The 25672-nt window shown below is 64.9% G+C and carries 26 protein-coding genes and 2 tRNA genes; 16 read left to right on the forward strand and 12 right to left on the reverse strand.

The annotated features are described in order from the left end of the window. Window positions 1-59: 59 nt before the first annotated feature. Window positions 60-1178: a DUF5305 domain-containing protein gene (locus ACZ45C_RS13375; protein ID WP_460561122.1), complete on the forward strand. Its 1119-nt coding sequence runs from the start codon at window positions 60-62 to the stop codon at window positions 1176-1178. Window positions 1179-1245: 67 nt separating this feature from the next. Here the strand turns inward: ACZ45C_RS13375 and ACZ45C_RS13380 are convergent, their stop codons facing one another. Next, entirely contained in the window at window positions 1246-1836 is a 591-nt protein-coding gene (locus ACZ45C_RS13380; RefSeq protein ID WP_460561120.1) for a 50S ribosomal protein L15e, read from the reverse strand. A gap of 356 nt (window positions 1837-2192) precedes the next feature. Between ACZ45C_RS13380 and ACZ45C_RS13385 the strand changes: the two genes are divergently transcribed. After that, window positions 2193-3878: a hypothetical protein gene (locus tag ACZ45C_RS13385; protein ID WP_460561118.1), complete on the forward strand. Its 1686-nt coding sequence runs from the start codon at window positions 2193-2195 to the stop codon at window positions 3876-3878. Window positions 3879-4067: 189 nt separating this feature from the next. On the opposite strand, the gene ACZ45C_RS13390 is transcribed toward ACZ45C_RS13385, so the two are convergent. The 4 genes from ACZ45C_RS13390 to ACZ45C_RS13405 form a co-directional block, all read right to left on the reverse strand. Continuing rightward, window positions 4068-5738: a DUF7827 domain-containing protein gene (locus ACZ45C_RS13390; RefSeq protein WP_460561116.1), complete on the reverse strand. Its 1671-nt coding sequence runs from the start codon at window positions 5736-5738 to the stop codon at window positions 4068-4070. Window positions 5739-6054: 316 nt separating this feature from the next. Further along, window positions 6055-6468, reverse strand: coding sequence for a putative toxin-antitoxin system toxin component, PIN family (locus tag ACZ45C_RS13395; protein WP_460561114.1), 414 nt, complete (start codon window positions 6466-6468; stop codon window positions 6055-6057). Then, on the reverse strand, window positions 6465-6728 hold the full coding sequence (locus ACZ45C_RS13400; protein ID WP_460561112.1) for an AbrB/MazE/SpoVT family DNA-binding domain-containing protein: 264 nt from the start codon (window positions 6726-6728) through the stop codon (window positions 6465-6467). Before ACZ45C_RS13400 ends, ACZ45C_RS13395 begins: the two co-directional genes overlap by 4 nt. 193 nt (window positions 6729-6921) lie before the next feature. Continuing rightward, a complete protein-coding gene (locus ACZ45C_RS13405) occupies window positions 6922-7191 on the reverse strand; it encodes a type II toxin-antitoxin system RelE family toxin (protein WP_460561110.1) in 270 nt (89 codons plus the stop codon). 138 nt (window positions 7192-7329) lie between these two features. Between ACZ45C_RS13405 and ACZ45C_RS13410 the strand changes: the two genes are divergently transcribed. After that, a complete protein-coding gene (locus tag ACZ45C_RS13410; protein ID WP_460561108.1) occupies window positions 7330-8574 on the forward strand; it encodes an RNA-guided endonuclease InsQ/TnpB family protein in 1245 nt (414 codons plus the stop codon). A gap of 75 nt (window positions 8575-8649) precedes the next feature. On the opposite strand, the gene ACZ45C_RS13415 is transcribed toward ACZ45C_RS13410, so the two are convergent. The 3 genes from ACZ45C_RS13415 to ACZ45C_RS13425 form a co-directional block, all read right to left on the reverse strand. Further along, complete coding sequence (locus tag ACZ45C_RS13415; RefSeq protein ID WP_460561106.1) at window positions 8650-8925, reverse strand: ribbon-helix-helix domain-containing protein; 276 nt, start codon at window positions 8923-8925, stop codon at window positions 8650-8652. 136 nt (window positions 8926-9061) lie between these two features. Further along, on the reverse strand, window positions 9062-12022 hold the full coding sequence (gene csg, locus ACZ45C_RS13420; protein ID WP_464374328.1) for an HVO_2072 family ArtA-dependent S-layer glycoprotein: 2961 nt from the start codon (window positions 12020-12022) through the stop codon (window positions 9062-9064). A 476-nt stretch (window positions 12023-12498) separates the two neighbouring features. Continuing rightward, entirely contained in the window at window positions 12499-13143 is a 645-nt protein-coding gene (locus tag ACZ45C_RS13425; RefSeq protein ID WP_256402989.1) for a hypothetical protein, read from the reverse strand. Window positions 13144-13346: 203 nt separating this feature from the next. On the opposite strand from ACZ45C_RS13425, the gene ACZ45C_RS13430 reads away from it, so the two are divergent. The 7 genes from ACZ45C_RS13430 (at window position 13347) to ACZ45C_RS13460 (ending at window position 19034) form a co-directional block, all read left to right on the forward strand. Continuing rightward, a complete protein-coding gene (locus tag ACZ45C_RS13430; protein ID WP_460561102.1) occupies window positions 13347-13922 on the forward strand; it encodes a hypothetical protein in 576 nt (191 codons plus the stop codon). A 243-nt stretch (window positions 13923-14165) separates the two neighbouring features. Beyond that, window positions 14166-14927, forward strand: a complete 762-nt coding sequence (locus tag ACZ45C_RS13435; RefSeq protein WP_460561100.1) for a hypothetical protein — start codon at window positions 14166-14168, stop codon at window positions 14925-14927. A gap of 117 nt (window positions 14928-15044) precedes the next feature. After that, window positions 15045-15590, forward strand: a complete 546-nt coding sequence (locus ACZ45C_RS13440; RefSeq protein WP_460561098.1) for a hypothetical protein — start codon at window positions 15045-15047, stop codon at window positions 15588-15590. A gap of 305 nt (window positions 15591-15895) precedes the next feature. Continuing rightward, window positions 15896-16441: a DUF7344 domain-containing protein gene (locus ACZ45C_RS13445; protein WP_460561325.1), complete on the forward strand. Its 546-nt coding sequence runs from the start codon at window positions 15896-15898 to the stop codon at window positions 16439-16441. A gap of 129 nt (window positions 16442-16570) precedes the next feature. Next, the gene (locus ACZ45C_RS13450; protein ID WP_460561096.1) at window positions 16571-17497 is read left to right on the forward strand and encodes a hypothetical protein; all 927 of its coding nucleotides are present in this window, start codon (window positions 16571-16573) and stop codon (window positions 17495-17497) included. Between the two features lie 9 nt (window positions 17498-17506). Further along, window positions 17507-18142: a protein-L-isoaspartate(D-aspartate) O-methyltransferase gene (locus ACZ45C_RS13455; RefSeq protein WP_460561094.1), complete on the forward strand. Its 636-nt coding sequence runs from the start codon at window positions 17507-17509 to the stop codon at window positions 18140-18142. 40 nt (window positions 18143-18182) lie between these two features. After that, the gene (locus ACZ45C_RS13460) at window positions 18183-19034 is read left to right on the forward strand and encodes a protein-L-isoaspartate O-methyltransferase family protein (protein ID WP_460561092.1); all 852 of its coding nucleotides are present in this window, start codon (window positions 18183-18185) and stop codon (window positions 19032-19034) included. 69 nt (window positions 19035-19103) lie between these two features. Here ACZ45C_RS13460 and ACZ45C_RS13465 read toward each other — a convergent pair whose 3' ends face one another. Then, window positions 19104-19580, reverse strand: a complete 477-nt coding sequence (locus ACZ45C_RS13465) for a DUF7382 domain-containing protein (protein ID WP_460561090.1) — start codon at window positions 19578-19580, stop codon at window positions 19104-19106. A gap of 112 nt (window positions 19581-19692) precedes the next feature. On the opposite strand from ACZ45C_RS13465, the gene ACZ45C_RS13470 reads away from it, so the two are divergent. The 4 genes from ACZ45C_RS13470 to ACZ45C_RS13485 all read left to right on the forward strand — a co-directional run bounded on the left by ACZ45C_RS13470 (window position 19693) and on the right by ACZ45C_RS13485 (window position 22110). Then, entirely contained in the window at window positions 19693-20907 is a 1215-nt protein-coding gene (locus ACZ45C_RS13470; protein WP_460561088.1) for an ATP-binding protein, read from the forward strand. Between the two features lie 19 nt (window positions 20908-20926). After that, window positions 20927-21274, forward strand: a complete 348-nt coding sequence (locus tag ACZ45C_RS13475) for a fluoride efflux transporter FluC (protein WP_460561086.1) — start codon at window positions 20927-20929, stop codon at window positions 21272-21274. Between the two features lie 43 nt (window positions 21275-21317). Beyond that, window positions 21318-21686: a CrcB family protein gene (locus ACZ45C_RS13480; protein ID WP_460561084.1), complete on the forward strand. Its 369-nt coding sequence runs from the start codon at window positions 21318-21320 to the stop codon at window positions 21684-21686. Between the two features lie 184 nt (window positions 21687-21870). Next, window positions 21871-22110: a hypothetical protein gene (locus ACZ45C_RS13485; RefSeq protein WP_460561323.1), complete on the forward strand. Its 240-nt coding sequence runs from the start codon at window positions 21871-21873 to the stop codon at window positions 22108-22110. Window positions 22111-22132: 22 nt separating this feature from the next. Here the strand turns inward: ACZ45C_RS13485 and cca are convergent, their stop codons facing one another. After that, the gene (gene cca / locus ACZ45C_RS13490) at window positions 22133-23605 is read right to left on the reverse strand and encodes a CCA tRNA nucleotidyltransferase (protein ID WP_460561082.1); all 1473 of its coding nucleotides are present in this window, start codon (window positions 23603-23605) and stop codon (window positions 22133-22135) included. A gap of 198 nt (window positions 23606-23803) precedes the next feature. Here cca and ACZ45C_RS13495 point away from each other — a divergent pair. Together ACZ45C_RS13495 and ACZ45C_RS13500 are read left to right on the forward strand one after the other, a co-directional pair. Further along, a tRNA-Asn gene (locus ACZ45C_RS13495) sits at window positions 23804-23876 on the forward strand. A 116-nt stretch (window positions 23877-23992) separates the two neighbouring features. Then, window positions 23993-24068, forward strand: a tRNA-Ile gene (locus tag ACZ45C_RS13500). A gap of 72 nt (window positions 24069-24140) precedes the next feature. Here the strand turns inward: ACZ45C_RS13500 and ACZ45C_RS13505 are convergent. Both ACZ45C_RS13505 and ACZ45C_RS13510 read right to left on the reverse strand, forming a co-directional pair. Next, complete coding sequence (locus ACZ45C_RS13505; RefSeq protein WP_460561080.1) at window positions 24141-25004, reverse strand: TIGR01548 family HAD-type hydrolase; 864 nt, start codon at window positions 25002-25004, stop codon at window positions 24141-24143. A gap of 88 nt (window positions 25005-25092) precedes the next feature. Continuing rightward, window positions 25093-25638 (reverse strand): UPF0146 family protein, encoded by a 546-nt coding sequence (locus tag ACZ45C_RS13510; RefSeq protein ID WP_460561078.1) that lies wholly within the window; start codon window positions 25636-25638, stop codon window positions 25093-25095. Between the last annotated feature and the right edge of the window lie 34 nt (window positions 25639-25672).

Raw genomic sequence — 25672 nt, forward strand, 5'->3', positions numbered from 1 at the left:
TGGCCGTCGGTGCGGAGAGTGCCGCCGTCACAGGGGATTGACACTCGTGGAGGTCGTTCGTGAGCGACGTCGACCGATCGATACGCGTCCGAGCGTTCCTCGAACAGTGGCTCTCGGTGCTGTTGATCGCGGCGGTCGTGCTGGCAGCCGTGGGCGGCTGGTGGAGCTACCAAGTTCACGCGAGTCCCGAGGTCGAACGGGACTCGGTGACCGTCGGCCAGTGGTCCGAATCGACCGCGTTCGACCACAGTTCTGTCGTCATCAACGACTCGCTGGTGTTCGAGGAGGGCGAACGAGTGCGAAACCGGCCGGTGTACTACGTGAACCTCGCGGAGGAGCTCGACGTGACGTACGCGTACGCACACACGGCGGACGAGGGATCGGTCGACGTGACGACCGACGTTCGCCTCGTGTACCGCGGCGTCGAGGGCGAAGACGTCCTCTGGCAGTACGCCGAGCCGCTCGCGAGCGGGAGCGACGAGGGCGTCACGGCGGACGAGAACCACACCGTCGACGCGACCGTCGACATCGACGAGGTCTTCGCGAACATCGACACGATCGAACGGCAGCTCGGCGCTGCCGGCACCATCGAGATCCGCGTCGTCGCCACGTCGAGCGTCGAGGGCACGCTGTCCGGGCAGTCCGTGAGCGCCACCTACGAGAGCGCGATGCCGATCACGGTCACCCAGCAGACGCTCCGCGTCCTCGAAACCGAGACGATCGACGAAAGCAGCCAACAAACGGACACGATCGAGCGCGTGGTCGAGCCCAGCGGCCTCGAAGCCGCCGGTTCGGTGCTCGTGTTCGTCGTCGGACTCGTCGGAACCGGCGGACTGCTGATCGCCCGTCGTCGCGACCTGATCGGCCTCTCGCCGGACGAAGGCGAGATCCTCGAGATCCATCAACAAGAACAGGAGTTCTCCGAGTGGATCACGCGCGGCACGTTCCCCTCGGAGCGGGAGTACGAGGCGACGATCCTCGTCGACGATCTGGAGGGGCTCGTCGACGTCGCCATCGACACCAACAAACGCGTCATCAAAGACGAACAGCTCGGCGTGAGCACGGTGCTCGACGGCGACTACGTGTACGTGTACGTCCGTCCCGACTCGCCCGCCGAGGACTGGCTCGTCAACTACGCCGACATGACGATGGACGAGTTCGAGCAGTTCGAGGGGTGAAAGCGGCGGGACAGATCGAAAATCGAAGACGTATCGATACTGCAGACGCGTCGAGATCGAACCCGCGCTACTTGCCCTGGCGGTCGTTGCCGGAGACGCTCGGGCGGGTCTTCTCCGTGCCCTTCCCGCGCGTGCGCTGCCCGCGGCCCTTGGTGCCGGCGGAGGTGAGCCCGCGGAAGGCCCGACCCTTGTGGTCGTCGGACGTGATCCAGCTCAGGTCGTCGTCGTTCTCGATCGCGGGGTGTGCGGGATCCACGAGGATGACTTCGTGCCACTTCTGGGAGCCGTCCTCACCGACCCAGTAGGAATTGAGTACGCGGAGGTTGCGGTACTTCCGCGAGGCGCGCTCCTCGGCGATGCGCTGGATCGATTTTCGCCGCGAGAGGCGGTTGACGCCCTGCCGCTTCGAGCGCCGGCCGGCCTTGAACCGCTGTTTGCGCGAGCCGCCCTTGCGGACGCTCACGCGGGCGACGATGACGCCCTGCTTGGCCTTGTAGCCGAGTTCACGGGCCTTATCGAGTCGCGTGGGGCGCTCGATACGCTCGATGGCACCCTCGTCGCGCCACTCCTGTTTGCGCTGCCACTGCAGTTCCGCGAGCTTCCCCTCCTTGGGGGACCGCCATGCCTCCTTGATGTGCGAGTAGAAACTTCGTGCCATTGGTGTGTCCGCGGACGGTTGCGATTCAGCCGCGAGGCGGCCACATGTCGTCTCGTCCCGGCGCGTCGGCGGCGAGCCGTCGACGCGGCCGGCGGCGAGTGCCCGCTGTGTCCGCACCAGCGAGTTAGTCGTTCTACCCGCGGATCGCTTTTAACGGCTTCGCTACGCGCTGCGTGTGCGAGTCGAAACCATAGACAGCGCGAGTATCTCTCGTGATAGCTGGCCCACTACAGTCAAGTGTCGATACGGCAACGAGGTCACACGCATCTCGAGTTCCGATCGAGCGTCGATCGGGACTCCCATCTAGCGTCCACATGAACTCGAACACGCTCTCACGGCTGCGCCGCGGTTTCCGCGTGCCACCGTCTCCGACGGAGCAGCTCCACGATGTCATCGTCGGCCTCGTCTGGCTTCGTCGTGTCCTCCGTGATGCCGGTGGTGAATCCCGGTTCCAGGGTCGTCTCACCGGCGTCGTTGTCGGATGCCTTGTCGTCTCGCTGCTGCTCGCGAGTGCCGGCCCGATCGTCGCCCCGGCGGCGGCCCAAGAGGAATCGACGATATCGATCGACGTCGCCATCGACGGAGAGCAGGTCTCCGACGGCGGCGATCGTATCGTCCAGTCAGATCCGACGGCGAACGTCACGGCCGAATCGAACGCGACGATCGACCTCGTCGAGATCCGAGTCGACGGAGAGATACGACACTCATACCGGCCCGAGAACCGCTCGTTCTCGCGGGCTGTGCCGCTCGAACTAGGTCTCAACGACAACACCGTGGAAGTCATCGCGGACGGGGACCGCGTCTCGACGTTCGAGGCGACGGTGACCAAACGGACGGGCGCACCCCGAGTGAAGTACGCGTCGCCGTTCACCACGACGGTGAAGGGCGGCCCCCCCGACGAGACCACGGTCCCGACCGGGAAGGTGACGATCGCCGGCAGCCTCCACACGGTCTCGACCGTCGACCGAGTCACGATCGAACGGACGTTCACGTACGATGTCGATGACGAGAGCAACGAAACGGATCGAGATCTGTATCGCATCGACGATCCGGGCGAGGAGTTCTCGCAGGACCTCCGGCTCGGCGTCGGCGAGAACGAGATCACGATGGAGTACGTCGACGCGGCCGGCAAGTCGAACACGGACGAGTTCACACTCGTCGTCGACGACGAGACCACACCCACAATCGATCTCGACGCACCGAACGTGACCTACAGTGACTCGGCGCGCATCCGTGCGTCCGTGAGCGACGAGACGAAGCTTGATCGGGTCGCGATCGAGCGCGTTGATACCAACGGATCACAGGTGTTGTTGAGTGAGACGAATCCGGAGCCCGACACGGAGCGGCTCAACGTGAGCGTGGACACCCGAGTGAAATTATATCACACCGACGAGCCGAACGAGTTCCGGTTCGTCGCGGAGGATACGGCCGGAAACACCGCCGAACAGGAGTTCTCGATTGAGCACGACCCGAACCCGCAGGTAGCGATCGCGGCGAATGAGACGAACGCCACAGCAGAGACCACCCACGTCGCCGGCACTATCACGGGCGCCGATGTGACACGCGTCACCCTCGAAACGATCAACACCGACTCCGGCGAGCGGCTCGACATCGAGCGCGTACACGAGACGACCGACCCCGCAGAGAACGTCACGTTCAATCGGACGCTTGCCGCCGCTCCGGGACAGACGGTCGCAAACCTGATCGTGACCTACGACGGCGGAAAACAGTACACGGAGTCGATCACGCCGCGCGTGGACGAGTCGACTGCGAGTGAGGACCGAGACGAGGGTGATGGGGACAGCGATAGCGACGCCACGGCGACGATAGAAAACCCAGAGACGGACGACAGCGAGCCGAGCGACGGAGACGCTGAGAACGGTGACGCGACGGACGATTCGACACCAGACACCGACGAGAGCGACGACGACTCCGACGGGGACGACGGATTCCTCCCGATTCCGTTCGGCGTCGGTACGCGGGAGACGCTCGGGGGGATCGTCGTCGTCGGTTCGGTGTACCTCTTGGGCGTTCGGGTGTGAACTACCCGGTCGCGTGCCTCACCGGTCGCGCGGTGGATTCTCGTCGACGAACAAGCAGACGCCGGCTCGAAAGCGTCATTCGAGAGTGCGGTACAGAAGAGAGTACGCTCGGCGGCTACTGTGAGAGTTCAGACGAAGGGCGAGACGATGAGGGGAATCGAACGGCGTGACGACGCAGTCGCGATGCCGTCAGTTATATTCGACCGGTCCGCCGATCACGGCGTCGTCGCGCTGGGCGGTGACTTCGATGTCGAAGTCGGACGCCGGATTCTGGAGATCGAACGCACAAGTGATCGTACCGTCGGCGTCGACAGTCGCCACGCAGTTGAGAACCTGACTGATGCCGCCGTTCGGCTCTTCGGCCTCGACGCGGACGATGACCGAACCGCCCGGTGCGAGGTTGGTGTCGGCGGTCACGGACAGGAGCGGATCGTCGCCGACGGACGAGTCCGTGAACTCGACGGACGGCTCGACGACGGCGAACCGTTCCCGTAGCGACACTCGCGGGACGGGCTCGGGTGCGGCCTCGCCGACCGCGAGCGTCATCGCGTACTCACCCGTTTCGAATGCGTCCGTGTCGGCAGTCGCGACGAGGCCGCCGTCGTCGGGGTCGTAGGTCGTCTCGACCGCCGCGAGCGGCGCGGTCGGCGCGTCGCCGTCGGCCGCCGTCGGACGGAGATCCACGCCGTACCCGAGCGTCCCCTGTCCGGCCGGACCGTACAGCACGGTCCCCCGGTCGCGGTGGGTCGTCTGGTCGCCGTGGAGCGTGACCGAGACGTCCTCGGCACCCGTCACGTCGGGGTTCTGCGTCGCGGACGCCAGCAGGAACGTGTGGTTCTCAGAGACTGTGATCGATCGGTCGAAGGTGAGCGTCACGCGACCGTCGGTGCTCGTCCGGACGTTCTGGATCGCGATCCCGACGGAGCGGTCGACGTAGCCGTCGCCCGTCTCGTCGACGCCGATCGCTTCGATGTCGCTTCGGGAGAACTGGTGGACGCTCGCGGGAGGCGTGCTGTCGTCGACGCCGTAGTCGATCGTCAGCGACCGCATCGACAGAGAGTCGGTCGGCGTCGTCTGCATCGTGTGCGTCGTCTGCGCGCCCGGAGCGCTGTCCGCGGGGTACACGAGGTTGCGCGCCGGGGCGGGTGATTCGAGGACGCCGCCGAGGCCGCCGACCGAGAACCGCGTTCGGACGCGGTCGCCGCGGGCGGCAGAGACGGCAGGCGACGCGGCCGTGTCAGCCGCGTCGGCCGCGGCGGTCTCATCCGTCGCGGCGTTCCCGTCCTCGCGGGCGGTCTCCTCCGCATCCGTTTCCGGATCCGCCTCCGCTCCGGTCTGGTTGTCGGGCTGCGGCGTCGCGTCCGGGCCGACGACGCTGGTGTCGCTGTCGCCGGCGTCGGGCGCGTCGACCCTGAGAACGGACGCGACGCTCGTCTCAGCGGTCGAGACGATCAGGTTGTAGCGACCGGTGTCGAACGTCGACGCGTCGGTGCCGCTCGACTCGGCGAGGAGTCGGGCGGTGTCCGCGTCGCCCTCGGCGGTGAAGCGGTCGGCGGCGTCGCCGTCGGCGCCGCGGAAGGTGTTGACGCGGACGCGGACGGTGCCGTCGTCGTCGCCGTCGCGCACGCGGAGCGTGGCCCGGTACCGCTGGTCGGACGAGCGAATTCGGAGGGTGGCCTGATCGGTGTTGCGCAACTGGAGGTCGACCGTCGCGACGTCGCCCTGTGCGACCGTCGTCTGGCCGTCGCCGAAGCCGACGGCGGGGCCAGACTGCGCCGCTGCGGGAGCGGCGAACGGCGCGGCGACCCCCGCGAGACCGACGAGGAGAACTGCCGCGACGAGGGCGAGACGTGTGTGCATGAACGTGATTCACCCTACCGTCGTGGCGGGTAAATACTTTCTGTCCCGGGTGTCCGTGATCGGCAGTTCTGGCGCCTCTCTCTGTAGATTAGCTGTCGTGAAGATCACACGCCAGAGCGCGGACCATCGCCGTGGCCGGCTCGGCGATGTGGGGTACCGTGTCGGGTCGATGCGATCGTCATCGATCACGGCATATCGTCGGCGAGGTGGGGCCACGGGATCGACTCACAGCGCCGTCGCTGGTCGGTGTGAGCGCGTTCGAAACATGGAACTGCGAACTGCGTAGACCGAACTAGTGGCCGCCCACAGCGAGATGCTACTCCTCGTCGAGTCGCTCGTAGAAGGTTCTCGGTTCGACGATCTCGATCCCGCGAAACACGTCGAGATCGAGTAGATGTCCGTCACCGGAAACGAGGTACTCGACGTCACCGGCGACGGCCGCTTCGAGGAACTTGTCGTCGTCGGGGTCTGCTTCGACCGCCGTGATATCCACGGTCGGATCGACGAACTCGGCAAAATACCGGACCGTTTCGACTTCTCGTTGTACCTCCGTTTCCGTCATGTGGAACCGATCCGGATACTTGAGTAGGGTCTCGCGGAACTCCGTGAGCGTCTCCACGGAAACGACGATCTGGTACTCGCGGTCGAATCCCATGACGAGGAGTTCGTGTGGGACGCCGGTCGCGATGACACCGGAGATGAGTACGTTCGTATCCAAGACAGCTCTCATTCCTCAGCGCCTCGCGCCTCGTGGACGAGTCGGGTGACCTCGTCGAGAGAGAGCGCACCCGTGTCGGCCCGGGCGTCGACGCGTCGTTGAAACTCCTCGACGGAGGGGAGGTCGACTTTCTTCAAGACGAGGCCGTACTCCGTCGGAACGACCATGAGCTTCGTGCCCTGTTCGAGGCCGAACTGGTCCCGGAGCTTGCTCGGGATCGTGATCTGTCCTTTCGAGGTTACCGTGGTGACTTCGGGATCGTCGGCGGCCATGCTATGCGTAAGAATTCCTTACACAGCGGCTTGTATGTGTCGGTCACAGAGGTCACGCGTCGTGCTCGTCGGTGGTAGTACGGGAGGTGTCGTCGGCGTCCACCCAGACGTTCGAGTCACCAGTGGCTTGTACGTGCCGGATAAACGGGACCGAACGCGATCAACGGAGCACGAAGATGGCGACCGGTGAGTTCTATGGCGGGAGGTGGCGGTCGTACACGTTTCGTCGGTGGCCGACATCCTCGACGCGAAGCCGGTCCGCGTTGCGGTCCCACGCGATGATCGCACGGTAGTCGCCAGCCCGGAGCTTGTAGTACGGGTACCCAGAGAGCGACTCGAGTCGGTGGTCGGTCCACTCGGTCGCTTCTTCGACTTTGTTCAACACGCGATCTGCGACCTGTGGATCGAGATCGTCCAAGTGGTCGAGAGCCTGCTCGGTGTACTCAACCTCAGCATTATACAAGGTGGAGCCTCCGACCTCAAGGAGTGAGCGAAGCGAGCGAGTAGGTCGGAGAGGAAACCGACATGGTACGACACAACCGGCATACTGTGGCCACCGGATTCCCACATAATTAAGAACCGATAGCTCTTCATCTGAAGTATGGAGGTGCGTCGAACCGCGCCGGTCAAGCTCGTCGTTCCCGATGAGCGACGCGACGACCTCCACGAGTCAGCTCGCCAGTTCCTTCACTGTGCGAACCGTGCCGCCGAGTTCTGTTGGGACGATCGCTCCTACACCAACTGCGTTACGGCGAACACGACCGCACGGGATGCGCTCTATGAGGAACTGCGAGAGGAAACTGATCTCACTGCGAACCTCGTCCAAGAAGCCATCCGACGTGCCGTCCAAGCGACGAAAGGGTGTGTCGAACGGTGGAAACAAGGTAAGCGTGTGAGCCAGCCGGAGTTCACGTCGTGGAGTATGCTCTATGATAAGCGGAGTGCGACGTTCTACCGGAACGAAGTCTCGCTTTCAACCGTCAACGGGCGTGTTGAGTGTGAGTTTGAACTCCCGACGGACAGCCCGACACCCTACGAACAGTACGTTCTTTCGGACGAGTACGAGTTCCGGGCGAGTACACTCCAATACGACAAGGCGACCGACGAGTTCTACTTTCACATTACAACCCGGAAGTACGATGGCGACGAGTCCGAGGTTTCGGCAGATACCGGGCACCAAACAGTCCTCGGCATCGACCTCGGCGTTAACAGCCTCGCAGTAGCTTCGACCGGCACGTTCTGGCAAGGGGACGAATACGATCACTGGTGCCGCGAGTTCGAGAAGCGGCGTGGTGAGATGCAACAACGCGGCACGCAGGCCGCACACAACGCGCTTCTTCGCCTCGGCAAGCGTGAAGAAGCGTGGCGAAAACAATACATCCACACGGTTGCCAATGAGATCGTTTCGGAAGCCGTCGAACACGACTGCGACGTGATCGTGTTTGAGGATCTAACAGACATCCGTGAGCGACTTCCATACGCGAAGTGGCACCACATTTGGGCGTTCCGACGCCTCTACGAGTACGTCTCCTACAAGGCACCAGAGCAGGGTGTCTCCGTGGAAGAGGTTGAGCCGAACCACACGTCTCAACGGTGTTCTCGGGCGGATTGTGGGTTCACGCACGAAGCGAACCGTCAGGGAGAACGGTTTGAGTGCCAGAAGTGTGGGTACGAAGTGAACGCAGATTATAACGCTGCGAAGAACATTGGCGTGCGGTACGCTCGAAAGCGACAACACAGCCTCCGTTCCTCGCCCACGTCGGGGGGCGGAGACGCACCAGTAGACGTGCGTGTGAATGGTGGGATGTTGAACGGCGAGAGTTACCAGCCTATTGCTGGCGACTGATTGCCGGGAGTCCACATCAAAGCCCTATCCTCAAGGACCGAGGCGCACAGCGCCGAGGGAGTAGGGTAGGGTAGTTTACTCATCCAAGCCCAACCGCTCGCGGGCTTCGTCCGCCGACACCGTCTCACCCTCCTTCGCCTGCGTTCGGCTCCGTTCGAGGTCGTCGAGCGTCTCCGCTGAAAGCGTCGCGGAGGGGTTCGTCCAGTCACGAAGCGCATCGCGGATGGCCTCCGATCGACTGGAGTATCCGCGACGCTCCCACTCCTCGTCGATGCGCTGGAGCAGGCTCTCTGGTACGCGAACGTTGATCTTCTCCATCCGGTCCGCACCGGTGTCTGTGTCGGTGCTCATATGCTGTGATACATCTGTATCACAAATAAACCTTCGGCGAGCCGCGGCGTCGTCGCTGGTCAATGCGAGCGCGTTCGAAAAATGGAACCGCAAACCGCGTGGGCCGAACGGGCGTCCGTTCGGTGGTTAGTGGTCGTTAGTTGTCGCGACGGGTCGCGAGGAGCGCGGCCGCGATGAGGGCGACGAGGGCGACGAGCGCGCCGAAGCCGGGCGTGCCGTCGTCCGTGGAGCCGCCGTCGGAGCCACCGTCCTCACCGTCGGAGGAACCGTCCTCACCGTCGGAGGAACCGTCCTCACCGTCGGAGGAACCGTCCTCACCGTCGGAGGAACCGTCCTCACCGTCGGAGGAACCGTCCTCGCCGTCGTCAGAGCCGTCGTCACCATCGCTGGTGTCGCGCTCTTCGACGATTTCGACCTCAACGCGGTCCGTACTGTCGCCGTCGTCGGCTTCGATGATGTACGTACCAGTCTCAAGGTCGGACGTGTCGATCGTGGCGCTCCACTGACCGTTGTTACCCCAGTCGTCGGTAGACGTAGAGGCAACAGAGTTGTCTTCCTGGGTCAGCATGTCGAGCGTGATCGAGTTGTCGTCAGCCTGGCGGTTGGTCGATCCTTCGATGACGACAGTCTCACCGGTCGCAACCGGGTTAACGCCCGAGGCTTCAGCGCCTTCGGCGTAGACGTTGCTGACAGAGAGCGTCGCATCGTTCAGGCGGAACGTCTCGGAGACCGCAAGATCGTCGCTGCCGTCAGCGTCGACAGTGTTCGAGAGGATCCGGCTGCGGATCTGGTCACCGCTGCCAGAGCCGATGTTGTCTGCAATGTACGTCTGCAGATCATCGGCACTGCTTGCGTCATCGTTGCTGGGGAGCGTACCGTCGCCAACCACACCGTCGCGACCGAGCGAGAAGATGTGTCCGGAGACAGTACCCTGGTTGAGGTTGCCAATGCTGATGTCTTCGCGCTCGAAGGTCCCGTCACCGTCGACCGAGACAGTTCGAGCAATCGTCTGACCACGGTTGTCGACGAAGGCGACAACAACGCTGTCTTGGCCTTCAGCGGTACCTTCGACATCGATGGTACCGTCTTCTTCAGCTATCTGACCGTTGACCGTGGAGAAGCTGCCGCCCAGATCTCCCTCAGTCACGGTGATCGAGTAGCGGTTACTCGAGGCACTGCTGAAGTCCGACGAGGAGATTGTGCCGTCGTTGTTCGCAACAGACTGCGCGTCACTCTGGTCAATCACACCGATGTCGTACCGCCCGGCGAACGAGAGCGTCGTACTTCCGGGGAAGTCATCGGCGTCAGCGCCGTCTTTGTCGGCATCCGACAGGACGACATCAGTTTCTTCGAACGTGTCGTCCGAGTCAACCGAGATGAACTGGTCGCCGTCAACGTTGACGGGCTCCCAGTTGTTGTTGTCCTGAACGTAGATACCAACGTCCTCGGCGCTTGCCGCGGAACCGTTCACGTCAACTTCTTGACCAACAACGTACGTTCCGCTGGGGCTGTCGAGACTGACGTCACCTTCTTCAACGTCAATGCTGACGTCGTCTTCAGAAGGCTCCATCGTCGACAGGTTTGCCGGGGACGAGTCACCGTACAGCTCAACGTCGATCGTCGAGTCATCGACGTACTGCGTCTCGACGGAGCCAACTGCGGTCGTACCGTCGATCTCGACAACGGCGAACGCGTACTCGACGTTGCTCGAGCGGTAGGAATCGTCTTCGAGGTTACCCAAGAACTTGGACTGGACGTTGCTCGCAGTGATTTCTTCTCCGTTGAAGTCGTCACCGTTTGCCCACAGGCCAACACGCTGGGTGTCTCCGACGTTCCGGAGAGTGCGAACGACGTTGGTGATGTTCGCGCCGTCACGGAGGTCGTCCTCGGCGATGGCGACAACGTGGGTCTCAGCGTCGAGACCACCGCTCACGGTGTAGTCGACATTGTCACCCTGAACGGCAGAGTCGGATGACGTGTCAATCGAGAGCGAGTCCTGGTTCGTCGTCTCGATGGTGTACTCCTGAACAACACTGTCGTGGTCGAGGTCGCCCTCGCCCTCGAAGATCACGGTGTACTCGCCTGCGTCCTCACCGGAGAGGTCGAGGTCGGCACTATCGACGCCGTCGTCAGCGTTGAGGATAGCGTCGCCAACAACCGTGTTGGTGATGTCAGTTCCGCTGGCATCTTCCACGGTGATCTCGACGTTTTCAGCTTCCGGGAAGTTCCAGGTCGCGTTAGCCGTCAGCTCGTCCGCGTTGGCCGTTGCGATCTGGTCGATGTCGTTCCCGTTGTACTGAACTTCTGCGGTGCTGATGCGCGGCTGCTGAACAACAACACGGTAGTTGCTGGAGTCAGTCGCGTCAGCATTCTCGGCGTAGGTGCCGGTCGGTGCATCTTCAGGAATCGGGACGGTGAGCGACGTACCGGACGCGTCACCGGCCGTCTTCTGGAGTGCACCAGGCGAGACGGTCGTACCGTCGTCGTTGTAGAAGGTCAGACCTTCTTCACCCTGATAGACTGTGTTTCCGTAGAAGACCTCGTCTGCACCAGCCGTACGCTCGTCAGGGGCGAGCAGATCGAAGCTAACCGTGTCACTGGATCCCGTGTTACCGGTAGCATTGATCGTGTACTGCAGATTGCTTGCTGCATCAGAAGCGCCTAGGCCACTCGTGTCGTGAGTGATGGTAGTCGTGAAGTTTGCAGTGTACGACCCGGATGCGGTGTCAGCACCGCTGATATCCACGGTGATCGTACCACTGGAAATTGTCGTCTCATCCACAGTAAGGCTGCTGGCACCACCATTAGCGTTAATGCTTGTGGAGGCATCGTCAAGAATCGACGTTACCTCACTCGGTGCGTCGACAGTTGCGTTTTCAGTGGGACTACTGTTGTCGAATGTTACTTCATAGGTAACATCTTGGTCGACAGTACTACTCGGATCGATTGTCACATCATCGGCACTAACTCCAGAGACGCCGGTAGGAGTTGCTGCTGCAGGTGCAACAGCAAATCCGGCGGCCACCATGGAGAGTACCATGAGGACACTGAAGAAGACCGCGTTGGCCTTCGAGCGTGTATTATTGTCGTTTGTCATTGTTTGCGTTGTTGTCTGCATTCCGAGTACGCCAGCAGTTTTGTCCTCGACACTCCGTCTCGATTCGCCATCCGCGTCGAGACGGACGACGTGTGTCGGATTACTCGCTCCTGTCGCGTTCGGGGATAGGGGCATTACGACCATACAGTGGTTCTTATAAATACTTTGTGTGTATTTCGTGGTGTGTGAAACCGTCACAACCGGCGAGAGAGGCGTCGAGATGGGCGTTTTCGAAATCGGTTGGTCGAGGTCGACATCGTCGATGGTGAACTCTATGCCGACCGATCCGTTCTGCGAGAGCGTTGAGCAAGAATAGAAGTGAGAGTCTGCTCGTGCACGTGTACGATCTACAATCTACACGAATAACAGAACGAATCGAATAACAGAACGAGTCGGCTCGCGAACTCACCGCTGCGTCTCTCTAATCAGATGTTCATCCACCAGATAGGATCAGCTGAACGCTGCGTACGGGCTTCCTATTGGCTATTTGCAGTGATCGTGAGAGTGTAGTCCGTGGTTGGAAGGTCCCCGTCGACCCCCCCGTTGATCAGATCGATAACCATCCCGAAGTCGATCGAGGTCCCGGGACTGAGGGTGCTCGTGACGTCGCCGTTACCGCTGTTGCTGCCGAGAGCCTCGTTCCCGTTGTCGATGGTGGCCTCAGTCGAACCGTCGTCGATGGTAAACTGGAATGTGCCACTAGGAACGCTATCGTCGGTATCCGGCGAAATACTCAGCGTCAGAGAGCCTATGTCCTGTGTTCCGTTATTGGTTATCGTGACCAAGTTGCGGAATGTCGTAATCGCGTCCTGATTCAGACCCGTCCCGCCGTCGTCGGCGTCGCCGTCATTCCCACCGTCGAGATTGATCTGAATCGTCCCGTCTGTCTGCTCAACGTACTCGTTCTGGTTTGCGCCCGTCGAGGCGTTGGCCGGTGATGAATCTGTGTCGTCGGTTCGATCTGCTGCCTCTAACCCGAGGAAGCCATCCGCGTCGCCCGCGGTCTGAACGGAGACCGTCCGCTGAGCCTCCACCGTGTCGAACGCCCCCGTGCTCAAGATCGCGCCGCCGCCCGCGACCAGTCCGCCGAGTCCGATCAGAACGCTGCGTCTGTTTGCCATATCTACACCTTGCCCCTCTACCCACTTTGTATTGGCTCGCTTGAACGGCCGCAAGCGCGGCGTGAACCCGGTATCGCACTCCTTGAATCGACCGGCGCAGCCGGTGTCGAAGTGCCCACCCCGCGGACGCGACGGAAAGCCCACCAATACAAAGCCTTCGGGTGACGTATCGAGGGCACAGCGCGCACCTCGCTGCACATCGCATGATCACCCGACGACAGACCGCGATCGGCCTCGCCTCCGCGGCGCTCGGCAGCGCCGTCGTCAGCTCCGCGTCCGTCTTCTCCGGCAGCGCCGCGGCGGAGGCCGACCTCCGCGTCGTCGTCTCCTCGGAACTCGCCCTCCGTCCCGGGCGCGCGGGCGAGGAGTACGTACAAACCGACGGCGACGGCCGCGTCGAGGCGATCGTGATCGAGAAGCTGAACCGGCGGTCGATCTCCCGGTTCGAGGATCTCGTCGTGATCGCGAACGAAGGCGAGACCCCCTACGACCGGATCGCCTTCGCGTTCGCCGCGGCCGATGACGACGCCGACTCCGGCGGAACGAGCGCGGCGGCCGCCGAGACCCTCCGCGTCGTCTCCGGCGACGAACCGACCGAGACCGATGACCAGGGACGGACGACGCTGCTCGCGGCCCTCGACGAGACGTTCGACCCCGGCGACGCGGTGTCGTTCGGACTGGTCGCGAACCTGATCGCCGACGACGACCCCGGCGACCTCGACGCGATCCCCGACGGCGCGAACGTCAGACTGGAGATCGTCGCCATCGACGAGGAGTGATCGGATTCTGATATTTGTCCCACACACGGGAATTGAAGATGCGTGGTAACGTACGACATGAATAGTCATGTTTCGAACGGATTCCACTCCGATCGGGCGGTATAGCGCGGTTATCGTGCATATTCAAGCGTCGCTTGAATCGACCCTCGGTTTTACAGACCCGTTCAAGCCGGGCGTTCGGTCGTTTCAAGTAACCCAATACTAAGTGGATACCGGTGTAGGTATCGAGTAAGTGGAAGCCACATGATCAAACGACGCAGTATGGTGATCGGTCTCGGCGCGTTGGCGACCGGGAGCGGGGCGGTGTTCTCGTCGGCGGCGTTCGCGAGTTCGACGGCGTCATCGGCCGACTTTCGGGTCGTCGCAGAGGACAACCTCGTCGTGGAGGCGGGTGCGAGTTTCCGTGGCGATGGGAACGAGTACCAGCCCAACCCATCGGGCGACAAGTTCTATGGTGGCGGCGACGATCTCTTCACCGATGAAAGTAGCCTTGCCGACCTTGCGCCCGAAGAACTCCCGGCCGCGTGGGCGAACAACGAAAACAACGACGGCCTTGCGGTCGAAACCGCCGTAGAGAACCTCGCGGAAACCTACGAGTTCCCCGACTTCCTACAGGTACGCAACGAAGGGACAGAAGACGCGGAGGTCGGTATTCGCTTCGAAGAGTATGGCGAGGATGTCAACAACGGCCCGGTGACGCCCGAAGACCTCATACAGGCCTACGAGTTCCTCAGCGACGGTGGTGACGGCGGCAAGATCTCGACAGACGGAAACCCGGACGCGAGCAACATCGGCAACCAGACGATCGATAATACGACGACGGTTCCGGTGGGCGGCACCGAACAGATCGGACTCGTGATCAACCTCACGAACGACACGATCCGGACGGCGATCGCGGAGGCCGCCTCACCGGGGACCGACGACGTGTTCAACGGAGGCGAGCACGACACCGTCCAACTCGTCGAGACGCTACGCGTCGGGAGCGACAGTACGGCAGAAGAGTGACATCCTCCTCGCGATAGCAGACGTATCTGATCCGAAGTCCGGTCGATCCAGAAGATCGATCGGTTCGACGGTAGTTGTGGGAAACAGACATATACGATCTCCGAGTACCGTGAACGTATGACACATCGACGAGGAGTTCTCTCCGCGACCGCGTGCCTCGGACTCTTCTCGCTCTCCGGCTGTCTCGACAGCGTCACCGGCGGCGGAGACGGAAGCGACGGTACCGAAGGCGACGACCAACGTCGGGAAATCGTCCGAACGTACGACGACGCGATCGTCGCCCGCAACGACGCCACGACGGCCCGCGACGAGGGGGTCACCGCGTTCAACGAGGAGTCGTACTCCCCCGCAATCGAGTCCATCGAGAGCGCGCTCGCGGACTACGAGAGCGCGACCGAAGGGTTCTCGGAGGCCGCCGACGTCGCCCACGAACTCACCGAGGACACCGCCGCCGCGCTCTGTGAGACGGCCGCCACGGAGACGGATCTGCAGGCCGACGCCACGGAGGCGGCGCTCGCGGCCGCGAGAGCGGCCGACGAGGGCGCGGACGCCGAGACGATCAACGGCCACATCGAGACGTTTCGAACCCACCGCGACGAGGCCGCGGCGCTCACCGTCGAAGACACCGACGCGGTCGCGAGCGCGCTCGGCCTGGAGCGGTAGCGCGCGCGTTCGCCCGTTCCTCACCCTCGTTCCTCTCTCCTCTCTCTCCGTTCCTCTCTCCTCTCTCTCCGTTCCTCTCTCCTCTCTCTCCGTTCCTCTCTCCTCTCTCTCCGTTCCTCTCTCCTCTCTCTCCGTTCCTCTCTCCTCTCTCTCTCTCTCCGTCCCTCGCTCTCCGCTCCGATACCCGAATAGTATATACGGACTGAAACGAATCCTTTGTGTGAAATGTGTGGGAGCAGCGTCCTTCTACGGGTTCGAGCGTCGCCGTCGCGTTGGACGCACCCACGAACGGAGGCGTCGTGAGCGTGTCGCTCACGGACCAGCGGGAGTACACCCGACCGGAGAAAGACGAACTCTACGACCTGTTGAGCAACCACCGCCGGCGGTACGTGATCCACTTTTGCAAGCAGTCCGACGAGCCGCTGACGCTCTCGGATCTGGCAGAGCGGGTGGCCGCCCGCGAGCAGGACAAGTCGGTGGCGGAACTCACCTCGGCCGAGCGCAAGCGGGTGTACACCTCCCTCCAGCAGACGCACCTCGACAGGCTTGCCGACGCCGGCATGATCGAGTACGACGGGAACCAGATCGAACTCACCGACGGGGCCGCGGCGCTCGACGTCTACCTCGACGTCGTCCCCGAGGGGTCGATCTCGTGGGGGGCCTACTACCTTGGCGTCTCGCTTCTGTCCGCCCTCGTCCTCGCCGGCGTGTGGGTCGGGTTCGTCCCGACGGAGACCGTCCCGGAGATCGGGTGGGCCGCGATGATCCTCGCGGTGTTTCTCGTCTCCTCGATCGCCCAAGTGATTCAGAACCGCCGCTACCGGCTCGGAGGGAGAGAAGAGCCGCCGTGACGCGCGTTCAGGCACCGCAATACTATATGCCCACGTCTCCTAGTTCAGACACGAAGTGACGCGTGCGTTCGCTCGAACGCGGAGCGAAGCCGGTCCAGTTCGAGCGGGGCCGTTCGCCAAACACGAGACATGGGACGGAAACGACAGCGCAGCCGCGGCGATTCGAGCGGTCTCGTGAGCCGCCGCGCCGTCCTCGGCGTCCTCCTCACCGGGGGTGCCGCTGCCGCCGGCGTCCAAGGAACGGGGGCGTTCTCCACGGTTACCGGCGACCGACAGTTCAGCGTCGGGACTGCGGACGACGACAACGCCCTCCTCGGGATCGATCCGCGAGATCCGACCGGCACATCGGGCGACGCGGTGGCTCTTTTCACCGTGACGAACCGATTCTCGGAGGCGCTGACGCTCGAACAGGTCGGCGTCGTCGACGCCGGCTCGCTCGGAATCGCTCGCACTGATCTCCGGATCGATCAGTGGACGCTCCAGCCGGGCGAATCGACCGACATCGACGCCCAGCTGTCGTGCGCCTCGGGCGCGACCGACGACGTCGAACTCTCGATCCGCGCGGTCACGACCGACCGCGACGAGTCGATCGAACTCACGCGTTCAACAACAGTCACCTGCGAGACGAACGGTGGGGCGTGTCTCACGGAGACTGAAATTGAGCGAGAAGACGAGACTATCTCTTGTATAGACATCACCGTTCAGGGTCGCGAGACGGACGTGTCAATCGACTTATCGGATGTGATTGTCACAGGTAGCGTACGCGTTGAAATCCGCGGAGCCGGAAACTCGGAGATCGAGATTGAGATCGAAGACACCACGATCCGAGGCGACCTCATCGTCGACATTCGTGGTGCCGGCGGGGCAGATATCGACATCGAACTCGAAGAGAACGCAATTGAGGGTACGGTCGATGTCCCCGGTTACGATGACGTGGGCAACGGGCAGGGTGCTCGCGACGACGACGATGACGATAACGACGACGGCGACGGCGACGATGACGACGGCGACGATGACGACGACGACGGCGACGATGGCGACGACGATGATGACTGATACAAATACATGGACGATCCCGAGTACGCGCAGGCTCGCCGGGACTTAGTCGCCGACATCCGACGGCGGCTCGACGTGAGCGACACCGTTCTCTCTGCGATCGAGGCGGTCCCACGCCACGCGTTCGTTCCCGACGATCGGCGAGCGCACGCGTACGAGGACCGCCCGCTACCGATCGGCCACGACCAGACGATCAGCGCGCCCCACATGGTCGCGATCATGACCGACCTGCTCGATCTCGAACGGGGTGACCGCGTCTTCGAGGTGGGGACCGGCTGCGGGTATCACGCCGCCGTCCTCGCCGGGGTCGTCGGCCCGAGAAACGTCTTCACGGCCGAGTACGTTCCCGAGCTGGCCGAGGCCGCTCGCGACAGGCTCGATCGGCTCGGATACGACGTCACCGTCTACGCGGGAGACGCCCGAGAGGCGTTTCGGGAGGAACCTCCGTTCGCGGCCGCGTCGGTGACGTGTGCGCCCGATGACGGCGTCCCAGAGTCGATCGTCGACCGGGTTCAGACGGGCGGTCGCGTCGTCGCGCCGGTCGGGACCGACCGAGGCGGTCAGCGGCTCGTCCGTCTCACGGTCCGCGACGACGGAATCGAGCCCGAGGACCACGGCGGCGTCCGGTTCGTCCCGATGCGGTAACGAGCGAGCAGTTTTAGAGGACCGGGCACCGAGCGGGCGCATGGACGAGGCGTCGATCCGCGCCGACGCGATCGAGGGGATCGAACACCAGCTCGGCGAGCCGCTGGACGCATCCGTACTGACGGCGCTCCAGCGCGTCTCCCGAGAGCCGTTCGTCGACGACACTGCACGAGCGAGCGAGAGCGGTCACACCGGCGACGAACCGACTGGGTCCCTCTCGATCGAGACCGTCGTTCGGCTGGTCACGGCGTTGGATGTCGACGAGGGCGACGAGGTGCTCGTGGTCGGTGCCGGCGCAGGGTACTCCGTCGCGATGCTTGCCGAGATAGCCGGAGCGCGCCGCGTGCATGCGGTAGACATCGACCGCGAGGCCGTCTGGACCGCACGGTCGAACCTCTCTGCGGCCGGCTACGGCGCGGTGCTCGTCGACCGCCGAGACGGCGTCAACGGACTCCCGGAGTACGCGCCCTACGACCGGATTCTCCTCGAAACGGCCGTCGTCGAGCCGCCGCGCGCGCTCCGCGATCAGCTCGCCGCGGACGGGCGGATCGTCTACCCGCGCGGCACGGCGGTTCAGACCGTCGCCGCGATCGAGGCCTACCCGGACGGCGACCGCGACGCCGGGACGGCTCACGACGCCGACCCCGATCCGGACGCCGCTCCCGAGCAGACGCCCGACCGACCGGCGGATGAGGACGACGCCGCCCCGCCGGGGTTCCGTACCGTCGAGACCGCCGGCCCGGTCCGGATCGATCCGATGCTCGTCGACGGCGAACAGGGGGGCGTCGAGCGGAACCGGACGCGCAGGGAGGACGCTGAGTGGGCGAAACAGGGGCACTTCGCTCCCCACGGGTGGGAGCAGGAGTGGATCGACTGGGACGACCGGCTCTGAGGAGCGCTCTCGGTTCGCGGCCGATCGGAACTGCCCGGGAGCGGTCGAGCGTGACCGCGACCGGTCCGCTCACTCGGCGATGACCAGCACGTCCGTGTTCTCGCGCTCGTCGACGTAATCGCCCTCCGCCGGCGGTTTGACTTCGATCGTGAGCGTTCCGTCCGGCTGGTTCGGTCCGAGTTCCGGGTCGATGTCGACGCGCGCGACACCGTCCGCGTTCGTCTTCCCGGTGGCGACTCCGTCGATTCGCGCCGAGCCGCTCCGGACGATCACCGTCGCGTCGGCGACGCTCGCGCCGTCGGGATCGAGCACCGTGACCGCGAGCGACTGGTCGCCCGGCGTCGTCACTTCCGGTTGCGGCTTGGCGTCGAGTTCCGTCGCGGCCAGTCCGTCGATGTCGCCGATCATCCCCATCATCACGCTGAGGCTCGCGACGCCGACGACGAGCGCGATCACCAGTCTGACCGGAAGCCCCTCTATCGCGCGGCGGTCCGTGTGGAAGGATCGGCGGTTAGCGGTGCGTCCGTCCCGTTTCGAATCGAACATACCCCCGCTGGCCGCGGTATCACTGATAAGGAGTCGGATCGATTCGGCGGCGGTCGTCGCGGTCGCGTCTCGCTCCCCGATGTTTTTGTGCGATACCGCGACCAGCGGGGGTATGCACGTGATCGGACGCGACGACGCGGCGGCGTCTCCACCTCGCGAGACGACGGCCGGCGACGTCGAGACGTCCACGCCGACCGTTCGGCTCGGGTCGTTCCTCGCCCGCGACGGGAGCACCGGGGCCGCCGTCGGCGTCGACGCGGACGGCCCGCACGCGGCCGTGATCTTCGGGAAGCGCGGCACCGGAAAGTCGTACACGCTTGGTGTCATCGCCGAGGGACTCGCGAGTGTCGACGGCGTCGCACCGGTCGTCGTCGATCCCATGGGGGTGTTCGGCGGCCTCCGCGCCGCCGGCGGCCGCGTCGCCGCTCCAACCGTCCGTCCCGCAGCGATCCCGGCGAGTGCGTGGCCGGACCTAGTCGGACTCGACCCCACGGGCGGCGCGGGGAGCCTGCTCTGGCGGGCCGTCGCCGACGCGGGCTCGACAGCGTCCGGAAGCCAGACGAGCGAACCGTCGCCCGCCTCTCGGACGGGAGCCGCGTCGCCGTCTCTCGGAGACGTTCGCGAACGGATCGAGGCGTCGAACGCACCGGAGGCCGCGCGCCGCGCCGCCGATAACCACCTCCGGCTCGCCCGGTCGTGGGGAGTCTTCGATGCCGACGCGCCTGCGATCGAGAGCTTCGCTGCCGACGGAACACCGACCGTCCTCGATCTCTCCGGGGTTCCGGAGCGGGCCGCGGCGGCGGTCGTCCGTGCGGTCGCTCGCGGGCTCTACGACGCCCGGGTCGACGGCGCGCTCGACCGGCTCCCGTGGCTGCTCGTCGACGAGGCGCACGCCTTCTTCGGTGGCGTCGCCGAGCCGGCGCTGCGGACGCTCCTCACTCGCGGTCGCGCACCCGGCGTCTCGCTCGTCTGCGCGACGCAGCGCCCCGGCGCGCTGCCGAGCGTGGCGGTCTCGCAGTCGGATCTCCTCGTCGCCCACAGGCTGACCGCCGAGGGCGACGTGGCCCGGCTCGCGGAGGCGGAGGCGACGTATCTCGCCGGATCGCTCGCCTCGCGGCTCCCGACGGGAACCGGCGAGGCGCTCGTCGTCGACGACGCGACCGAAACGGCACACACCGTCCGCGTCCGCGAGCGGCGGACCCCACACGGCGGCGGCAGTCCCCGTGCGAGTCGGACGAGGGCCGCGACCGACGACGTGAGGGGCGGTGAGCGGGTGGGCGGAAGCGAGGGGGACGCCGGCGGTCACGAGCCCGAAGAGCAAAGATGACCGGCAGTAACTCACTCGTATGGAACGGACGCGGTTCGGGTACCTCCTCGTCGCCGTCGGCGGGTTCGTCGGCGCGGCCGCCCGGTACGGCGTCGACGTGGTCGCGGGGGACACGACCGGCCTCGGGACGCTCGCGGTGAATCTCGTCGGCTCGCTCGCGCTCGGCGTTCTCGTGGGGCGCGCGACGACGACGCGTATCCAACTGTTCGTCGGGACCGGCGCGCTCTCGTCGTTCACGACGTACAGCACGTTCGTCGGCGACGCGGTGGCGCTCGGCACCCTCGCCGGCAGCGGGTACGTCGCAGCGAGCTACGCGGTCGGGTTTGCGGCGGCGGCCGTCGGGCTAGTGATCGGAGGTCGACTGTGAGGATGGTCGGGAGGCCAACTGTGACCGGAGGGCACTCGTGGCCGTGACCGGAGGGGTTTCGGCAGTCATCCTCGTCGGAGTCGGCGGCGCGTTCGGGGCCGCGGCCCGTCACGCGGTCGGACTCCGGGTCGAGGGGAGACGATCTATCACCGCCGTCAACGCTCTCGGGAGCCTCGCTCTCGGCGGAACCCTCGCCGCGCCGATCGGATCCGCGGAGACGCTCCTCGTCGCCGTCGGATTCTGCGGGGCGTTCACCACGTTCTCCTCGTTCGCCGTCGAGACCGTCTCGACCGTCGCCGACGGGGAGGATCGCCGCGCAGCCCGGTTCGCGGCCGCGAATCTCGCCGCCGCGCTGGTCGCGTTTCTCGCCGGAACGCTGTTCGTCGGAGCGCTCGCCGACGGTCTCGCCTGAGTTCGGTTCGACACAGGTCCGGTCGCGCCGCGGTCCAACCCGGACGCGAGCGAACGACAGGTACAGGCCGCTCCGTTCCGTACCCGGTGTCGTGACCGACGACGCTGACTCCGGCCCGCGGACCGGAACCGAGGGCGACACCGCGGCGGGCGGCGAGGGCGACCGACACGCAGACGGCGGGGGTATTGAGGACGACGCCGTCGCGTTCGCCGACCTCTCGCTTCCGCAGCGCGTCTTCGTCGCGGCCGTCCAGAACCCGACCCGCGGCGTCGCGATCGTCGGACTGCTCGCATTCGCGTTCTCGTTTTACGTCGCGTTCTGGCTCGTGTTCCCGCGCATCGCGGCGCTGGCATCGGTCGTCGGTGCCGTCCTCGTCGCGCTCGTCGCGCTCGTCTACCTCGTCTCCGATCGGATCGCCGAGTAGGCGGGCCCGTCTCGACCCCGCGTCACGGGTGGGGCTCGTAGAACTCCCGAAGTGAGCCGCCGAATTCGTCTGCGAGCGTCGCGACGGCGTCACCGACCAATACGTCGCGCTCATCGAAGGCGCGGTCCACCTGCGCCCCGAGCGCGACGTCCGTGGCGGCGTCGCTTTCGAGGTAGTCGCGAACCGTCGTGAACGTCCGCTCGCGCTCGACGACGTACCGGTGCCCGTCGATGAACGGCCCGTAGGTGTCCGTGTCGACGTCGTCAGCGTACGACTCGTAAAAGCTCTCTGCGTGGTTTTTGACGGCGACGGGCGGCCCCTCGTGGCGCTCGATCGCGGGGCGTTCGGCCACCTCCAGTTCGGCGTACAGTGCCGCGCGGCGGGTCGGGTCGTTCCATCCGCTCGCGCTCGCGTCCTCACTCTCGGACCCGTTCTCGGAGATGTCGTGTGGCGAGGGTCCGTGAGGTGCTGTGTCGGCGTCGTCGCTCACCATCGCCTGCGCCCGAAGCACGTCGAATCCGTGTGCGTCGAGTCCCCGCACGATCCCGTCGAGGGACCGACGGAGCTGCGGCCACAGCTGATCGTCGACCAGATCGGGGGCGTCGAACGTGACCGCCACCGGCGTCGTCTCCCGGCGGTGCACGTGGTCGCGGACGCCCGCCGCGTCGAGCGGCTCGGGAACCTCCGTCTCGAACAGCTCCGTCCGCGGTGCCGCGAGCAGCGCGCGGGCGTAGTGCTGGAGCCGCGCGAGGTTCGCCGGCGAGAGGACCGCCGCGACGTTCCGCGTCGGATCGGTCGGGTCGACGACCACGAGGGGGTCGTCGAACGTTCGCTCGGCGTGACTCTCCGGGTCGAACTCCATCGGCGGGTGCCAGCTCCGGGCGGACTCGACGAGCGGGACGAACCCCCCGAGTTCCAACACGAGCAGTTCGGTGAGGTACCCGGAGAACCCCTCGGTGCGGAGGTCGCTGCCGTACGCGCCGATCCCCTTCAGAAACGCCTTCGCGAGCACTACGTCGTCGGCGAGGTCGTCGTCCAGCCGGGCGGAGAGGTAGGCGTCGTGAAACGGCGTTCGGTCGACGGCCGAGACCAGGTCGCCGGCGCTCGCCACGTCGTGACACGGGACCAGATCGACGTCGAACCCCTCGTGGGTCCCTTTCACGTAGGGGTGTTCCGCGTACTCCTCGTGTCCGTTCGGGAGCACCGCGTGGCCGACGGCGAGCCCGTACTCCTCCAACTGCTCGCGGCCGAGGTCGGCGTCGAACCGGACGAACAGGTCGATGTCGCGGTCGCCGGAGACCCACGTCCCGCGAGCGGTCGACCCCACCTGCACCACGTCGGCGTCGACGGGCAGGTCGGCGATCGCCTCGCGGGCTCGCGCGGTGAGGTCGGCGGCGACCGCACGAAGCCGCTCTCGCTCGTCGCGCTCGGGGACGACCCGCTCGCGGACGCGGGCCAGCACCGCGTCGAGGTCGGTCGCCTCGGTGTCGCTCATAGATCGACATCTCGCGGTCCGGCCGAAAACGTGTCGGTCACGGTCGGAGCGCGTTTTCGCAAATCCGGAGCAGCACAGCCGTCAGTCGCCGTCCGCGTCTATTTCCCCGCCGGAAAAATCCGCCGTGTGTCAACCCGCCTCCCCCGAGTCGGGTGGAAACGAAAGCCCTATCAAAACGAATCGAGTATCGGAGATTGAGCCGAAGTAGCTCAGTTGGTAGAGCGCCTCGCTGTTAACGAGGCGGTCCCAGGTTCGAGTCCTGGCTTCGGCGCCTCTCTGTGCTCTGATTTCTGAGCAGTCGCTGAACACGTCGAGGTTGATGTATCTTGGCCATCGGTTGTTCCGATTCGGTACGCTAAAGAGTCGGTCTCGTTTACTCCGGAGTACGGGCCCTTAGCTTAGTCTGGCTCAAAGCGTTCCGCTCATAACGGAATGATCGCTGGTTCAAATCCTGCAGGGCCCATGTTTTGTGGCGCTCAGTCGAGTGAGTCGTTGTGGAACGGCTTCGGAGTGCAGTGGGTGGGATCGATCGGTGCTACTCCAGTAATTCCACCAGTTCGTTCACGTCGTCGATGACCGCGTCAGCGCCGTTCTCGGCGAACGTCTCCCGTCCCGACTCGCCGGTCAAACCGCCGGTGAGCACGCCGATGCCGTAGTACACTCGCGACTCGTCGTCGGCGTCGGCGTTGCGCGCGGTCCGCACGTCGTCGAGGGTATCGCCGGCGAATGCGACACGCTCGGCGTCGAACCGCGCCGCCAGTTCGACGAGCGCCCGCGGGTGCGGCTTCCCCTCCTCCCAGTCGTCCATCGTGAACCGGTGTGCCTCGGGCACGTCGAGGTCGACGCGCGACAGGGCGATCTCCGCTTCGGCGGCGGGTCGTCCGGTCACCACGCCCACGTCGAACCGAGCGGTCAGATCCTCTATGGTCGCCGGGTCGACGAGCGTCGGCTCGTCGTGGATGTAGCCCGGTGCCGAAAGCGGGGGTTCGCCACCCTCCAGCTCGCGGTACAGCTCCTCGCCGAGGTACAGCGCCTGAAACGTCTCGCGGAGTCGCTCTGAGTCCAACCGGTCAGTGACTCGCGCCTGCGCGACGTCCGGGAGATCGCTCACGACGGCTTTCGCCGCGTCGAGTCCGCCGCCGCCGTCGGCGATCAGATCGGTGAACGCCTCGACGCTCATGTCGAGTCCATCGCGTCGAGCCAACACGTACAGCGCGGCCGCGTCCGTCAGTTCCCAGTCGTTGTTGAACCCGCCCGCGTTCTTGAACGACTGGACCGCGTCGCGGTCGATCGTCGTTCCGTACACCCGATCGACGGACTCGATTATCGCCCGGCGATACGAGTCCGCGACGTCGACCAACACACCGTCGATGTCGAGCACGACTGCGTCGACCTGCATACACCCGTAGCCGACGGCGGCGGGAAAGAACGTTCCGGGTTCGCGGTCGGTGCGGCCGTTATCGGAGCGGCCGCTGTCGGTGCGGCCGCTATCGACGGCACGTCTCACCGTTGTCGACACCTGTCTCCTCACGCGCGACGTACAACGTGGTCCCGCCGATCGATCGGCGACGGACCCTGACAGTCGGCTCCTCGAAGCCGAGCGTCGTGAACAAGCAGGCGGCGTCGAGACGCTCGGCGAGCGCGACTGTCGGGCGCTGGAGTTCGGCGGGAAGGTTACACGCGTACACCGCGTCGACGGCGTCCGGAAGCGGCTCCGATCGCGGGAAGGCGGCTTCCGATCGACTTCGCTCATCACTCTCATTGCTATTGTTGCTCTCATTGCTATCGTCGCTCTCATCACGTTCACCCGATAGCGCGAGCACGTCGGCCCGCACGGCGCGCAGCGTTCCGTCGTGCGATTCGCCTGCGGCCGCGCGGACGCGGTCTCCGACGTCGACGTCGATAGCGAGCACATCGCGGCCGCGCTCGGCGAGCGCGCGCGCGAGTCCCGGCCGGTCGCCGACGCCGACCTCGAGCAGGCCCTCGTAGCGGGAGAGCGGTTCGACGAGCGCACGACGTGAGGGTGATACCACGGCGCGAGTTTTATGACCGCGGCGGTCAAAAGCG

The organism is Halorubrum pallidum (genome assembly GCF_055380345.1).